This is a genomic window from Bifidobacterium sp. 7101, from assembly GCF_000499285.1.
Lineage (GTDB): Bacteria > Actinomycetota > Actinomycetes > Actinomycetales > Bifidobacteriaceae > Bombiscardovia > Bombiscardovia apis_A.
In genome coordinates, this window is the sequence record NZ_AWUN01000001.1 from 479657 (window position 1) to 495409 (window position 15753).

The following is a 15753-nucleotide window of genomic DNA, read 5'->3' on the forward strand; positions in this document are numbered from 1 at the left end:
CCCGTCCTGAGGTAGGCACGACAGACATGATCAAGTCCTTCGGTTATTCTCTAAGCGATGCAGACTACTAGTACTTTCACACGTTCTTCGACGAAGTGAATCTGTACGAAAGTAATACACGCCTGATTTTCTATTACAACCAAAATCGCCCTAATGGGGAAAAGAGGAAAACGGTGAAGGATAACGCACAGGAGGAAACGTTCCAGAAAGTGAACCTCCAGAATACCTTCTACGGGCAAATCCAGAACGAAAAGGACTATAGCAAGAACCTGCGGCATAAACTACCCTTGGATGGCAGGTTGACCATCAAGCAAGCCCCAATAAGTCCGAATGATGAGTGACGTCAAAATGCTGAGAAAAGCTAAAGCGTCTCTGTCCAAGTCGACTTACGCCCCATCTTAGCTTGACTGCCGTTGCTTGACAACCAATAGTGCCGATTGTGGGAGATTCAGAAGGTCTCACCTTACATGGTTTTGCGTTCTGGCCTCGTATGAATTCAAAGCTATAAGTAATCTGGCCGGTCAGGTTGTCTTTCAAGTTGGCATGTCTGAAGCTATTTTGGCGCCAAGTAGCGACTGCGGTATCCTATTAAGTTCCATACGACAGGTTTTGTTCGGCTACCAGCTGCCTCGCTACATTTCTCTTCTCTTCTTGAATGCGTTGACCATTATCTACTTTCACCAAGGTGCTAATATAGTTCTCCACCGCTTGGTCGTGAGCTACGCGAGCCACCATCATGTCAGTTACGACACTAGGAAAGATGTTTCTTCTCTCATTCTTTGGAATCTTGTGAAACGCTCAGTGTATTCGATGTAAATTGTTGCAAATCCAAACACAGGTGCGGGAAAATAAATGCCCTAGACGCTGCCCCATCTTGTTCCCTTACCTTGCGTGTTGGCGCCTGAGAATGAGATTCCCAATAAGCGGCACAACACAATTAGAAAGGAGAACACTTAAATGCTCTGAGCGATAATTTGACAAACATTTATAGACGACTGGGTCGCCGACATGGTGGGTGTCACCAGCCGTAACGAGGACTTACTCGCCAGAATTATTGTCCTCGTCGCTCTTCGGTTGGAATCCGGCGAGAACGGCTGATGCAAAACAGCTCGGCATGAGAGAATTTTGAGCAGAATATGAATGGAAGGATACGCATATGAGTGAGCGCGTATTGCTGAGTACCAAACAGCTTGCCGGGCTCCTGTACTCCATGGGCCGCACCTTTGATGGTCTGCAGTCGACCTTCTTAGCCACTGAGGAGTTCCTGCGCACGGGAAACCCCCATGTCGTCAATTCCAAGGCTGACTACAACCTTCTTCTTGACCTGCGGCAGGCCGCGGAGTACACCCTGCACTACGACTATGCGCACAAGCCGATTGACCTTGCATACGTGAAGTCCATCAATGCGCAGTTGACAAGGACTGCTGCCATGGAACCAGGCAAGCTGCGCGACGAACGCATTCCTGTCATGGTCAACACCCCTTTGGGAAGGTACGAGCCACCAGTACCTGATTCCGCGGCAGTCGCATCACTGATAAAAAGCACCGTTAGGAGAGCAACTGGAAAAAACAACCTGGAAGAGGCGGTGCGTCTTTTCGCTGGCTTAGCCAAGATGCAGCCATTCGGCGACGGGAATAAGAGGACTGCGTTGCTCGCTGGTAATGGGCTGCTGATCGCGCATGGCGGACGGTATCCGCTCACCGTGCCCACAAGTGATAAGGACAGAACCTGGTTCAACCAGGAGCTGGCTGCTTATTATCTCAACAATGATCAGACGATTATTCGCCACTTGGCCAAGTGGAACAGGCAGCATGCACTTCAGGTAGAGGATAAGGATAACAGGGACGACAAGCCGTCCTTCGTCCCCGAACAGACTCTCGTGACCCAGGCTGACGGTCCTGACCTGTAGCGTCTTCTTCTTTCGGCTGGTGACGGTCAAACGAGCACAGCGATCGGCACATGGTGTGAGTCGGCCGGTGCCAGATCGACTGTTCTGACTTCGATGGCCTGTCCGACGCCTGCGTCAGCCGGACTGTGTATTAGTCCGACTGACAGTACCGGCATCTTGTCCAGGATGGGCAATTGTGCCAATGTACATGTGCGGATGCAAGCAGCGGGGGGGGGGGGCGTCGTTGGCGATGCGTCAGAATACAAAAGTCATAGGGCTAGGAAATGGTTGCAGAGAACAAAGCCAAGTATTTCCTTATGCCTGAGTCGTCAGGGTGCCCCGGATGCGATTCGAACGCACGACACCTTCTTTAGGAGAGAAGTGCTCTATCCCCTGAGCTACCGGGGCAACGGAAACTACTGTACCACGAAGTGGGACTTGGGCAGGTCGCTGGTGTGCAGGCCCAGGGGGGAGACCCTGTAGCCGTGCTCTTCCTGGAGAAGTTGGCTCCCTATTCCAGCCCGCCATATGTCCATGGTTTACAATTGCTCAACGGCCGAACTGACTATACATCCCTAAGAGGGGGACCGGGTTGGCGATGATTTACTGGAGGAGACCATGGCGAGATTCAGACAGTCCTTCCTGGTGAAGCGTATCTTTGGGTGGGTGGCCAGGCTGCTGGCGTTGGCCAGTTTGGTGGCGCTAGCGGCGCGTGCCTGCCCTGCATGGCTGTCTTCGATCCCATACCTGCCGGATCTGGTTGCTCTGACGCCCTGGTTCATCCTCTTGGGCCTGCTGGCCCTGGTCCTGGCTCTTATGGCTTCACGATGGTTTACGGCTTTGGTCCTTATCGCCGCCGTGGCTTTGAATGTCTACTGGCAGTACCCCTTCTACCAGGAAGGATCCGAGCTCAATGGCCAGGCTGATCAGCTCATGGCCCTTGAGCATCCCGACCGCTATGACGACGTGGCTCGAGTCATGACCCTGAACGTCTACAAGGGTCAGGCCGATGCCGATCAGATCGTCAAGACTGTCAGCGACAACCGTGTCGAGGTGTTGGCTCTGCAGGAGGTCAGCAAGGATTTTGTGGACCGTCTGCACAAGGCCGGCATCGACCGCTACCTGCCACATGAGCAGCTTTCCACATCTTCGAAAGAATATGCCAACGGTCTTTGGACGGCCGCGCCGATGCAGTCGCCCTCAAAGGACGATGTGGGTTCTCGCTCTTCCATGATGCCAGCGGCCAGCATTGACTTCGGCAGGGGGAAGACCAGCGTCAGATTCGTCTCCGTCCACACCACCTCGCCGCAACCGGGCAGCTGGAATGCCTGGCGACGCAGCGTGTCCGACCTGGGGAAGCTTCGGAAGCACGAGCACACTCGATACGTGCTGATGGGAGACTTCAACGCCACCTATGATCATGCGGTCTTCCGAGACATGCTGGGGGAGCGGTTCAGTGATGGGGCGCGTCAGGCCGGGCATGGTATGAGCATGACCTGGCCGGCCAATCGAGCCCCATTGCCCAGGTTGGCGGCCATCGATCATGTTGTGGTGGACCGTGACATCAGGGCCAACCGGCTGCAGGCCGTACCTATCGCGGGTTCGGATCATGCGGCCCTGCTGGCCACGGTGATGGTGGAGTAGGGGCTTTCAGGCATCCAGGTTGGACTGGGTGCCAGCCTGGGCTCCGGCGCTGGCCTGCTCCTGCTGGGCGGCGTCGAGCTTGGCCCGCACCTGGCCCAGCAGCTCCTGGGCGCGCTTGGCCAAGGCTTCGCCGATCTCCCACTGACGCATGGAGGCATCCAGATCCAGGCCGCCGGCTTCAAGGGCCTGAACCGCCTGGATCAGCTGATCCCGGGCCTGCTCATATGGCAGTTTGGCGATGGTCTCGCGTTCCTTCTGACTCAGTGCCGAAGCAAGTACCGGCTGTTCCTTGCCCTGCTCCTTGGTCTGCTCCTCGTCGGTGTCGCTCATGCCTGCTCCTCTTCCTATCTGATTTCTATCTGGTGCGTTATCAAATTTCTGGTGATGTGGATGAGCATCGCGGATTATCATACGTGGCAAATCCCGTCGGACCGGTCACTGCCCGCTGATGACCCTGGTCTCTATCCGGCCTTCTTTGACAGTCAGGGTCAGATCCTGATCGGTCTGAACCTGCTGGGGGCTGACGACCACCTTCCCGTCCAGGGTCTGCACGACCGCGTATCCGCGGTCCAGCGTGGACTGGGGAGAAAGGGCGGTCAGCGAGGACTGGAGCTTCTCCACGGTCAGGGAGGCGTCGTCCACGATTCGCCGAAGGGCGATGTCCAGACGAACCAGGGACTCATCGACCAGCCGCTGGGGCTTGTCCAGCATGGTCTGCGGCTTGGTCAGGCTGGGGCGGTTGGCGTATCCCTCAATCAGTCGTGTCTCGCCTTCGACCATATTCTCGATACGCGCGTTTATGCGCATCCGGGCCTCCTGGATGATTCCCTCCTGCTCGACCAGGTCGGGTACCACCCGCTTGGCTGCGTCGGTAGGAGTGGAGGCGCGCAAATCCGCCGCCAAGTCGATCAGGGTCCAGTCGTCTTCGTGGCCGATGGCCGAAACAATGGGGGTGACGCAGGCCGCCGTGGCCCGGACCACGGACTCGTCCGAGAAGCCCAGCAGATCCTCAAAGCTGCCGCCGCCCCTGGCCACGATGATCACATCCACAGCAGGATCCGCATCCAGCTTCTGGATGGCCTCGACCACCTCGGGCGGGCACTGAGGGCCCTGGACGTGGGCGTGCACTACCGAAAATTCGATGGTGGGCCAGCGCAGACGGGCGTTGGTGATCACGTCCCCCTCGGCTCTGGCCTTTGGTGCACAGATCAGGCCGATGCGTCGGGGGAATTCGGGCAGGGGAACCTTGTTCTCTGCGTCGAAAAGGCCCTCGCCCTTGAGCTTGCGCCTGAGTTGGTCGATCTGCTCCTTCAGGTCACCGGTGCCTACACGCTTGATTCGGTCGGCCATGAAGCTCAGACGGGTCTGTTTGATCCACAGGTCGGGCCGCCCGTGCACCACCACCCGGTCGCCCTGGCGGAACTCCCTGGCCTGGGTGGCGAAGGCACGGAAGCCCATGACGTTGATGGAGATGTCCTCGAAGTTGTCGCGCAGGGTCAGATATGCCGAACCGGTCCGACGGGTGTTGATCTCCACGATCTGACCCTCCACCCAGGCTCCGGGCCAGCGGGCCACTGCGTCGTGGTACTTCTGGCTGAGCACACTGACCGGCCAGGGGTCCTCCTCGGTGGTATCCCGCGCCAGGCGGGGCAGCTGATCCAAGGGCTTGGGGGCCAGTCCAGACGGGGCTGAGCCAGACGGCGCACCCATCGACCCGCGCATGTTCGAACCCATGTATGCTCGCACCTGATGCCTCCTGACCATCGGTTCCGCCAGCCTGACCAATCCATCCGGCATAGCCTGTACAGGATGGTATGCGGGTTGGTCGGCGAAGGAAACGTCCTTTCAGGGTCTCTCAATATGGGGACAATTCCATGTCCTCTGCAGGTCCCCCACAGGTCCTCTGCGGGCTGCTCCAGAGCCGATTTCGCCGAGGGCACAGTTCCATTTCTTCCGATTGCGGACAGGTTGGGATTGAGGTGAAAGTGTGGAGGAGAAGGGTTGGAACAACGCCTTGATGCACCTTCCTTCGTCTGGGGCTTGCCTGTAGCAGAGGCGGTTTTGCTGTTGGCTGTGTCAAAGCAGACAGTCTTGATTCCTCCATACCGCAGAAGTTATTCACGCTCTGGCGGTAGCATAAATAAAGCAAGCCGGATATGATGTGGTGTCTGCTTTTCGAACCCATCATGCGGCGGTCTCACGGATTGAGGTTGTTTCATGTCTGATGGCGTCGACATAGCGGGTCGATATAAGGGCACAGGACCGCGGGATCTCCTGCGTGTGGGTTTGGACATCGGTTCCACCACAGTTAAGGCAGTGGTTCTCGGCACAGGGGACAGGCTGGATCAGGCGCTTTTCAGTGACTATCGCCGCCACCATGCCAATGTGCGGCAGTGCGTGGCGGAACTGGTCACCGACATCAAGCTTTCCCTGTCACGGGTTGGCCTGGCCGGCAACCCCATCAGCCTGGTGATCACCGGCTCGGGCGGGTTGGAACTGGCCAGTCAGCTCCAGGCTGAGTTCGCCCAGGAAGTCATCGCCGAGACTGAGGCCATCAACGCCACCTATCCCGAAGGGGACGTGATCATCGAGCTGGGCGGCGAGGATGCCAAGATCACCTATCTGAAGCCCACCCCGGAGCAGCGGATGAACGGATCCTGCGCAGGTGGGACCGGAGCCTTCATCGACCAGATGGCCACCCTGCTCAATACCGATGCTTCCGGCCTGAACGATATGGCTTCCAAGTACAAGACCATTTATCCCATTGCATCGCGTTGTGGGGTCTTCGCCAAGTCCGATCTCCAGCCTTTGATCAACGACGGAGCCGCCAAGGAGGATCTGGCTGCATCCATCTTCAACGCTGTTGCCACTCAGACCATTTCAGGTCTGGCCTGCGGGCGTCCCATCCGTGGCAACGTGATCTTTTTGGGCGGACCTCTCTTCTTTATGAGCGAGCTGCGGGAAGCCTTCAAGCGAATCCTCCAGGACAGGGTCAGTCGCTACATCATCCCTGAGAACGCGCACCTCTACGTGGCCTATGGCGCTGCCATCATGGCTGGCCGCCACGACCAGGACGACCAGGACAATGCTGCGCAGGTCAAGACCGACTACTCGCCAGAAACCGATGTGAACGACCCCTTCGGTCCTGCTTGGGGACTGGACCAGGCGGAGGTCGACAAGGCGCAGTCCGAGAAGGCTTCGAACCTGGACAAGATGGCTCTGCAGGATGCCATGCAGGATGGCCGCACCACCACCTTGGTGGACGGTGAGAATAAGGTTCAGGCGACCGAGGCCACCAAGGATGCCAGCAAAAATCAAGACATGCACTTTGATCTGACTTCCTTGGATGGCGTCCTCTCCGCCCTGAAGGGCCTGGAGAACATGCCTTCCACAGCCAGAACGATCCGCCCGCTCTTCCTGAATGAGGAGGAGCGCAAGGAGTTCAATGACCGGCATGGTGCCCAGGTCATCCCTACCGGGGACCTGTCCGGAGCCAAGGGGCCGCACTTTCTGGGCATTGATGCGGGCAGCACCACCATCAAGGCAGTCCTGATCAACGACGACAAGACCATCGTCTGGTCCACCTACGGGGTGCATAAGGACAGCCCCCTGATTGCCGCTGCCAACATCGTCAAGGAGGTCAGGAAGTCCCTGCCCGAGGGTGCCTACATCGCCCGTGCCTGTGCCACCGGATATGGTGAGGGCCTGGTCAAGGCCGGCTTGCATGTTGACGAGGGCGTGGTCGAGACCATGGCCCACTACCGGGCCGCCGAGGAGATCAGTCCCGGCGTTACCTCGGTCATCGACATCGGCGGGCAGGACATGAAGTACATCGCCGTCAACGACGGGGTCATCGATTCGATTTGCGTCAACGAGGCCTGCTCGGCCGGCTGCGGGTCCTTCCTGCAGACCTTCGCCCAGTCCATGGGCATCAGCATCCAGGAGTTCACCAAGCAGGCGCTGGCCTCCGAGGCTCCGACCGATCTGGGTTCCCGCTGCACGGTCTTTATGAATTCCTCGGTCAAGCAGGCTCAGAAGGAGGGCGCCTCCCCGGAGGATATCGCCGCAGGACTCTGCTACTCGGTGGTCAGGAACGCCCTTTACAAGGTCATCAAGCTGCGTGACGCCAACGCCCTGGGGCCGGTGGTTGTGGTCCAGGGAGGCACTTTCCTCAACGATGCTGTTCTGCGGGCCTTCGAACTCCTGACCGGTCGCAAGGTGACCAGGCCCAACATCGCCGGGCTCATGGGAGCATATGGTGCCGCACTGACGGCCCGTATGCACTGCCCGCAGAATGAAGAGGTCGAGGACCTAGTTGCGGCAAGCACTCATGTGGTCGACGGGATGAAGTCCGTGGGCAGTACGCCCACCACCCCTAACAGGGCTCCGATTTCCACCAAGTCGACGTTGTCGCCTGCCGTCGCTAACAAGATTGCCTCCAAGAACGACCAGGGGTTCAAGACGACCCTGTCCGATCTGAAGGTGCAGGACGGCCATGTGGTCAGCTCCATCCTGGCAGGGGATGATCTGGACAACCTGTCCATGACCACCACCCACGATGTCTGCAAGCTCTGCCAGAACCACTGCAAGCTGACCATCACCGAATTCGAGGACGGCGGCCGCTATGTGACCGGGAACCGTTGCGAGCGTGGCGGAGACAAGAACCGTAAGCGCTCCGACAGGCCCAACCTTTATGACTTCAAATACAAGCGGGCCTTCGCCTATCGTCGTTTGACCCCCGACAAGGCCACCAGAGGCGATATCGGCATTCCCCGCGTGCTCAACATGTATGAGGACTACCCCTTCTGGTTCACCCTGCTTACCTCGCTGGGCTTCCGGGTCATGATCTCCGGGCGGTCCAACCACGAGCTCTTCGAGAGTGGGATGGAGTCCATCGCCTCCGAGAACATCTGTTACCCGGCCAAGCTGGTCCATGGGCACATTCACTCCCTGGTGGAAAAGGGCATCAAGACCATCTTCTACCCCTGCGTCACCTACGAGCAGGAGCTGGTTCCCGATACGGACAACCACTACAACTGCCCCATTGTGGCCAACTACCCGGTGGTGATCGAGGCCAACATGGGCGAGCTCAAGGAGAACGGTGTCCGCTTCATGCGGCCCTACTTCAACCTGTCCAACAAGGAGAAGATGGTCGAACGGATCGTCAAGGTCTTCGACTGGGCCAAGGTGAGCGAGGAGGAGGCCCGGACCGCCGTCCAGGAGGCCTACCGTGAGGATGCCCGGTTCAAGGAGGATGTCCGCCAGGAGGGGCTTCGTGCCCTGGCCTACATGCAGGAGTACGGAGTCAAGGGCGTGGTTCTGTCGGGACGCCCCTACCATGTGGACCCCGAGGTCAACCACGGCATTCCCGAGACCATCTGCTCCCTGGGCATGGCCGTGCTCTCAGAGGATTCCATCTGCGAGCTGGACGTGCATAAACTGCCCAAGCTGAGCGACTACATCATCCCGGCGGCGGGGGAGCGGGCACTGGCCTCCAACAACCCCACAGCCGCCAAGTTCCGCAAGACCGTGCCGGGCTTTGGTGACGACCATCAGAAGATGCCTCTGAGGGTGACTGACCAGTGGGCCTACCACTCCAGGCTCTATTCCGCCGCCAGGTTCGTCTCCGAGTATCCTGACCTGCAGCTGGTCCAGCTGGTCAGTTTCGGATGCGGCGTGGATGCCATCACCACCGACCAGGTCCAGGAGATTCTGGCCGACAAGGGCGATGTCTACACACAGTTGAAGATCGACGAGGTCTCCAACCTGGGTGCAGCCAAGATTCGTCTGCGCTCGCTGAAGGCCGCCATGGATGAACGCCACCAGCGGGATCTGGCCCAGGAAGGCAGCGAAGACCAGGAGGAAACCGCCGTTATGGAGCAGGCGCCCGCGAAGGTCCCGGCTAAGGTTGCTGACGACCCATCGCCTGACCGGGTCCAAGCGGAGGATTCATCCGATTCTCAAGATTCGCAAGACTTTGCCAGCGATATGGAAGCAGTAGACGAAGATGCGTCTGACAAGCTGACATCCGATGGGTTCCGGTCCACCAATGCGCAGAAGATCAACCTGTCCCAGCGCAAGGCCGATATTGTGGCTTTGGCACGGTTCGTGGCTCTGCACGATAAGAGCGACCAGGGTCTGATAGGCCTTCACCCCATGGGCATCAGGCCCATTCGGGAGACCATGGCTTCGCGGCAGAAGGAGCAGGAAGCTGACAGCCAGGGCAAGGATGTTCAGGCTAGCGGGGCCGCTGCCAAGCCGACCCTGTCCAAGTACGCCACCGAGCATCGCTTCACCAAGGAGATGGGGCACAAATTCACAGTGGTGGCACCGCAGATGTCCCCCGTGCATTTTTCCCTCCTGGAGGCGGTCTTCTCCAGCGCCGACTATCACTTCGAGCTCCTGAAGCATGCCACAGCCGAAGACATCAATACCGGGGTCAAGTACGTCAACAACGATGCCTGCTTCCCTGCCATCATCGTGGTGGGGCAGCTGGTCAACGCCTTCCTGTCCGGCAGGTTCGACCCGCACAAGTGCGCGGTCATCGTCACTCAGACCGGCGGCATGTGCAGGGCAACCAACTACTATGGCCTCCTACGCAAGGCCATGGCTGATGCGGGCTATGGCTACGTCCCGATCATCACGCTGAGCGTTCAGGGATTCCGGGCCAATCCCGGTCTTCAGGTAACCCCAGCCCTGCTGCACCGGGCCGTCAAGGCCTTCTACCTGGGCGATGCCATGATCGAGTGCCTGCTCAGGGTCCGCCCCTACGAGCAGGAGCCCGGCTCTGCCAACAGGCTCTACAAGCTCTGGGACACGATCTGCAAGGAGACCATCGAGCACCACGGGTACTCTAAGACCGCCAAGCAGGTCTACGGTCACGGCTATCTGCCTTATCGCACGCTGATGAAGCGGATGATTCGGGCCTTCGACCAACTCCCGCTGCGCAATATCCCCCGCAAGCCCCGGGTGGGCGTAGTAGGCGAGATCCTGGTGAAGTACCATCCCGATGCCAACAACCACGTGGTCGACCTGATCGAGAGCCAGGGCTGCGAGGCCGTGCTTCCCGGTGTCTGCGACTTCATGGTCAACGGCATCTCCAACGCTGAATGGAACGAGGAGATGCTGGGCACCGGTGGCCAGGTGGGTGTCAAGAAGATCGTCCTCAAGGCGGCTGACGCTTATCGAGCGCCCATGATCGCCGGCTTCAAGGCCTCCCATGGAAAGTTCGACATTCCCGCTCACATCACCGACCTGAGGGAGAAGGCCGCCTCGGTCACCTCCCTGGGCGTTCAGGCCGGAGAGGGTTGGCTCCTGACCGGCGAGATCATCGAGCTGATCCAGTCCGGCGCCCCCAACATCGTCTGTGCGCAGCCCTTCGCTTGCCTGCCCAACCATGTGACCGGACGTGGCATGTTCGGCAAGATCCGCAGGACCTACCCTGAGGCCAACATTGTCTCAATCGACTATGATCCCGGCGCCTCAGAGGCCAATCAGCTCAACAGGATCAAGCTGATGATCGCCGCTGCCAAGAAGCCGGGCGACCAGCAAAAGCTCAGCCAGGACCGTAAGGCTGCCGTCGAATCCCATCCTGCGGAATCGACCGTTCAGGACGAGGAGAAGGTTCTGGAGAGTCTGTAGTCGGTCGAGGCCGGTGTTCGGAGCCAACGCGCCGGCCTCGGAATTGCTGAACCTCGAAGATCAAGGAAAGAGGGGGTTCCCATGACCAGCCGCGAGGAGATCAAGGCTCTGCTGGACACCGACCAGATATACATCGCCGATACGCCTGAAATGAAGCAGGTCCAGGACGCCCAGCAGGATCTGGTCTTCGAGTTCAACGCATGCCGTCCCAGTCAGGTGGAGAAAAAGCAGGACCTCTGCAAAAAGATGTTCGGCTCCTTCGGTCAAGGCAGCTGGATTGAGGGACCAGTGCGGGCCAACTGGGCCTGCAACACCTACTGGGGGAGCAAATGCTACGCCAACTTCAGCCTGGTTCTGGTTGACGACGGACGAATTGACATAGGTGACCATACCATGTTCGGACCCAACGTCACCATCGTCACCACCGGGCATACAATTCGGCCCGATATACGCATATATGGAACGCCCCAGTTCACCGTCCCGGTCAGCATCGGCAAGAATGTATGGATCGGAGCAGGCGTCATCATCATGCCGGGTGTGACCATCGGAGATAACACGGTCATCGGCGCTGGTTCCCTGGTCACCAAGGACATCCCCTCTGACGTGGTCGCCTACGGTCATCCCTGCAAGGTCGTCCGTCCCATCGACGAGCACGATTATGAATACTTCTGGAAGGATCGCCGGTATCAGGCGCCTTATGATGCAAGGCCTTTCAGGATGGATCAAGTGGGTTGATTCCCCGGATACCATCATCACTTGAGGCTAGGTAGTTTCTGATGACTGGTCTGCGCATCGGCAGAAGGTGGTTCCTACCACTATGCAGCCTGTGCTGATCAGCGGCACCCATCCCAGAGCGGCAAGGGGAAAAGCAAGTCCTTGAACAGGTTCCATTCCTGGACATAGTCGATTTTCGGCTCCCGCAGCAGTCGTATTTGTATGCCGTCCATGACTTCCACGCTCATCCTGACGCTGTCTTGCATATCTCTGGACCAATCCATGCCGTCGGGGAGCGCCCAGGGGAACTTGGAATAATGCTCCCACACTTCTTCTGGTCTGCGGAGAAAATAATCATGCAAGGGATGGTTGGTGGAGATGGCTTCGGTTTCCAGGACCGTATATAGCTGGGTGAGTTCAGGCTGACCCGCGTTGTGGGCTACCAGATAGTCAAAATAGGCCGGAAGATGCGGGTGATCGGGGTCGGACCCGGGCAGGCCTGTCTGCACGAATTCCTCTGGAGTGCCATTGGCGTCATAGATATCCGTGACCAAGAGGGAGAGCAGTCCTTCTTTGCTGCCTACATAATGGAGGACGCCTGGTTGGGACATCCCCACCATGTCAGCGACATCTTTGAGTGATATGCCGTTGTATCCATGTTGGCTGATGAGATGGGCGGCAGCCTGTGTGATTTCGGCCCGTCTCACCTCTGGTGATTTTCTGGTTCGGCTCGCCATTGTCTGCTCTTTCGGCTCCTTTTCACTATCCTTGAGCGCCTGGGTACTGCCGGTCGTCTGATACTCATGGTACCTGGGGGCCGGATTCATAACAGTGACGCCCGCAGATTCAATAGGGTTTCGACTCGGTAGAGTAAAGAGCAAAGAAGTTCTGGTGATTTAGGATCTGCGCCGGATCGATGATTTGACAAAGTTATCGAATAACTGTTAGATATATGATTATCTAATGGTTGGTAGATATGGTTGTCTGCCACACATTGGACGTGTCAGAGAAGACTAGTTGAAAGAGGTCGACACCATGAGCGACTCAACAACCCCGGCATCGGACGATTCTGAACTTTTGCAGGCGCATAAGGCCGCACTTGCTGCAGCTCAGCGGGATCCACTGTTATCGCCCGAGACCGGCAAACCGGTTCCCAAGAAGACCCTGTTTCGGTTTGGCGCGAGCTTCCTGGCCTTCGGCATTCTGTGGATGTCGGGCCTGGGAATTGTCAGCATCGTGCTGCTTCCAGAGCATCTCAAGCAGGTCCCAGGCATTGCTCCCGAGGCGTTGATGGGCATAGTCAATGCCTGTACCGCTGTGGCTTCGCTGGTCTCCAACCTGGTCTTTGGAAACTTCTCTGATCGTAGCCGCTCCCGGTACGGGCGTCGAACGCCGTGGGTCCTGGGCGGTGCAGTCCTGGGCGGTGTGACCCTGTTCCTGACGGGCATGACCACCAACCCGGTCCTACTGACCATCGTCTATTGCCTCTGCATGTTCGGCCTGAACTGCATGATCGCCCCTATGGTGGCCATCCTGTCCGACCGCGTGCCATCCGGTGTGCGCGGGACCCTGTCCGCCTTCTATGGAGCAGGCTCTACCATCGGTTCGCCCATCGGCTCTCTTATCGGCGCGGCCCTGGTGACCCATATGTTCACGGGTTTCGTTCTCGCCGGTGTACTCATGTTCCTGGGTGGTGTCGTGGCCATTCTGATCATGCCCAGGGAAGGCTCGGCTGCTTACCTGCCCAAGGACGAAGGCACCCTCATGGATGTGCTCAAGTCTTTCCAGCCTCCGCGCTTCCATGGGGCCCATGACTTCTATAAAGCCTTTGTCGGAAGACTCTGCATGTTGCTGAGCTACCAGATGATCTCCGCCTATCAGCTCTACATCATCGAAAAGTATGTAGGTCAAACCGTAACCCAGGCTGCCGCAACCATTTCGGTCATGTCAGTCATCACCATGGTGGTATCTCTTTTGGGTTCTTTGGTCTCCGGCCCGATTTCGGATTTGATCGGACGGCGCAAGGTGCCGGTGGTCGTCGCCTCCGTCCTCTTCGCTCTCGGCATTGCCATGCCCTGGATCAGCCCCACGGTCATGGGCATGTATCTATACGCCGGCATCGCCGGGTTCGGTTATGGAGTCTATTCTTCCGTCGACCAGGCGCTTAACGTCGATGTCCTGCCCAGCAAGGAGGAAGCCGGCAAGGATCTCGGCATCCTCAACCTGGCCACCACGCTGGGGCAGATGGCCGGCCCTCTGGTCATGTCCTTCATCACGCTGAACTGGGGATATGCGGCGGCCTTCCCCACGGCCATCGCCTTCGCCCTGTTGGGATGCGTCTTTATTCTGATGATCAGAAACGTCAAGTGACACCGACGTCTGTGGACATACAGGAAAACCATGCAAAGGAGCAGAAGATTCATGAATAGGAAGGCAGAACCGATTTGGGTTGCAACCACTCGGCAGCAGGCCATGCAGGAACAGCACTTGGCTGTCTCTGCGCTGGAGTCATCGCCCGATCTGGAATACACCGGCGGTAAGTTGCAGACTCTGCGAGGGTTTGGCGGCTGCTTCAATGAGTTGGGGTGGCTGCCCTTGCAGGAGCTGGGGAAGGAGAAACGTGATGGGGTCATCCGTGAGCTCTTCAGTCCTGACGAGCTGAATCTGACCTTCAACAGGACCCCGGTGGGCGCCAATGACTTCGCCGCGGGTTGGTACAGCTACGACGAGACCGACGGCGACTATGACCTGGAGCATTTCAGCGTCGAACATGACGAGCAGACCCTGATTCCATACATCCGCCAGGCCCAGAAGTACCAACCGGACATGGGACTGTTCGCCAGCCCTTGGAGTCCGCCCACCTGGATGAAACGGCCCAAGGTCTACAATTTCGGGCGAATCGACATGAGCGAACGCAACCTATCTGCTTATGCCCGTTATCTTCTGCGGTATGTACGCGAGTATGACCGCCGCGGCATCCACATCGACCAGCTGCATGTGCAGAATGAGGTCTTCGCGGACCAGAAGTTCCCATCCTGCCTCTGGTCCAGCGAGGACATGCGCATCTTCATCCGCGACTACCTGGGTCCTCTCTTTGCCAAGGAGGCTCCGGATACGGCCATCTTCCTGGGAACGCTCAATGGTCCCGAGGATATGAAATTCGCTCCCGAAGGCATGATCCTGGAAAACTACAACCGGTACGTGGACAACATTCTCTTCGACGAGAACTGCCGCAGGTACATCGCCGGCATCGGTTACCAGTGGGCCGGCCAGCATGTCATCGAGCGCACCCACCAGTCCTGGCCGGAGATTGAGCTGGAGCAGACCGAATCCGAATGCGGTATGGGCGGCAACACCTGGGAATACGCCGAATACGTCTTCTCGCTGGTCAACCGGTATCTTCGGGCTGGAGCAACCTGCTACACCTACTGGAACATGGTCCTGGGTCAGGGCATATCCACCTGGGGTTGGCGGCAGAACTCCCTCTTCTCCGTCGATACTGCCACTGGCCAGGTCAGACGGAATCCCGAGTACTACGTCATGCGCCACTACTCACACTATGTGCGCCCGGGCGCTCGCCTGCTGGATACCCGCGGTCATTTCAGCTCCATGGCCACAGCCTTCGAAAACCCGGATGGATCGATCGTTGTCGTGGCACAGAACGCCTTGGATCGTGCCATGCCCTTCTCCTTCTCCGGGCCGGAAGAAGACGGCGAAGGGAGTCAAGGTTTTAAGGCGACCCTTGAGCCACGATCCTTCAACACCTTCGTCCTATAAATTGAGATTCTTAAAGTAAGATTGGAGTTCATCATGACAGACAACGCAGTCCGCACGCGCCTTCCGGACAAGCTCATCTTCGGATGCGC

The 15753-nt window shown here is 58.2% G+C and carries 9 protein-coding genes and 1 tRNA gene; 6 read left to right on the plus strand and 4 right to left on the minus strand.

What is annotated here, in order from left to right; all coding sequences use genetic code 11:
- Positions 1-1156 precede the first annotated feature (1156 nt).
- On the plus strand, positions 1157-1909 hold the full coding sequence (locus tag P272_RS09035) for a Fic family protein (RefSeq protein WP_253269642.1): 753 nt from the start codon (positions 1157-1159) through the stop codon (positions 1907-1909).
- 314 nt (positions 1910-2223) lie between these two features.
- Here P272_RS09035 and P272_RS0101800 read toward each other — a convergent pair.
- Positions 2224-2296 (minus strand) — tRNA-Arg (locus P272_RS0101800).
- A 210-nt stretch (positions 2297-2506) separates the two neighbouring features.
- Here P272_RS0101800 and P272_RS0101810 point away from each other — a divergent pair.
- The gene (locus tag P272_RS0101810; protein WP_044097638.1) at positions 2507-3532 is read left to right on the plus strand and encodes an endonuclease/exonuclease/phosphatase family protein; all 1026 of its coding nucleotides are present in this window, start codon (positions 2507-2509) and stop codon (positions 3530-3532) included.
- Positions 3533-3538: 6 nt separating this feature from the next.
- Here P272_RS0101810 and P272_RS08575 read toward each other — a convergent pair whose 3' ends face one another.
- Positions 3539-3862, minus strand: a complete 324-nt coding sequence (locus P272_RS08575) for an exodeoxyribonuclease VII small subunit (protein ID WP_044097639.1) — start codon at positions 3860-3862, stop codon at positions 3539-3541.
- A 105-nt stretch (positions 3863-3967) separates the two neighbouring features.
- Complete coding sequence (gene xseA, locus P272_RS0101820; RefSeq protein WP_029677863.1) at positions 3968-5242, minus strand: exodeoxyribonuclease VII large subunit; 1275 nt, start codon at positions 5240-5242, stop codon at positions 3968-3970.
- A 507-nt stretch (positions 5243-5749) separates the two neighbouring features.
- On the opposite strand from xseA, the gene P272_RS0101825 reads away from it, so the two are divergent.
- Both P272_RS0101825 and P272_RS0101830 read left to right on the plus strand, forming a co-directional pair.
- Positions 5750-11173: an acyl-CoA dehydratase activase-related protein gene (locus P272_RS0101825; protein WP_052323119.1), complete on the plus strand. Its 5424-nt coding sequence runs from the start codon at positions 5750-5752 to the stop codon at positions 11171-11173.
- 81 nt (positions 11174-11254) lie between these two features.
- A complete protein-coding gene (locus P272_RS0101830) occupies positions 11255-11908 on the plus strand; it encodes a sugar O-acetyltransferase (protein WP_029677865.1) in 654 nt (217 codons plus the stop codon).
- A gap of 98 nt (positions 11909-12006) precedes the next feature.
- Here the strand turns inward: P272_RS0101830 and P272_RS0101835 are convergent, their stop codons facing one another.
- Positions 12007-12624: a TetR/AcrR family transcriptional regulator gene (locus P272_RS0101835; RefSeq protein WP_029677867.1), complete on the minus strand. Its 618-nt coding sequence runs from the start codon at positions 12622-12624 to the stop codon at positions 12007-12009.
- A gap of 298 nt (positions 12625-12922) precedes the next feature.
- On the opposite strand from P272_RS0101835, the gene P272_RS0101840 reads away from it, so the two are divergent.
- Positions 12923-14257 carry an MFS transporter gene (locus P272_RS0101840; RefSeq protein ID WP_029677868.1) on the plus strand — a complete coding sequence of 445 codons (1335 nt, stop codon included), beginning with the start codon at positions 12923-12925 and terminating at the stop codon, positions 14255-14257.
- Between the two features lie 51 nt (positions 14258-14308).
- Positions 14309-15664: a glycoside hydrolase family 30 beta sandwich domain-containing protein gene (locus tag P272_RS0101845; protein WP_029677870.1), complete on the plus strand. Its 1356-nt coding sequence runs from the start codon at positions 14309-14311 to the stop codon at positions 15662-15664.
- Positions 15665-15753: the final 89 nt, after the last annotated feature.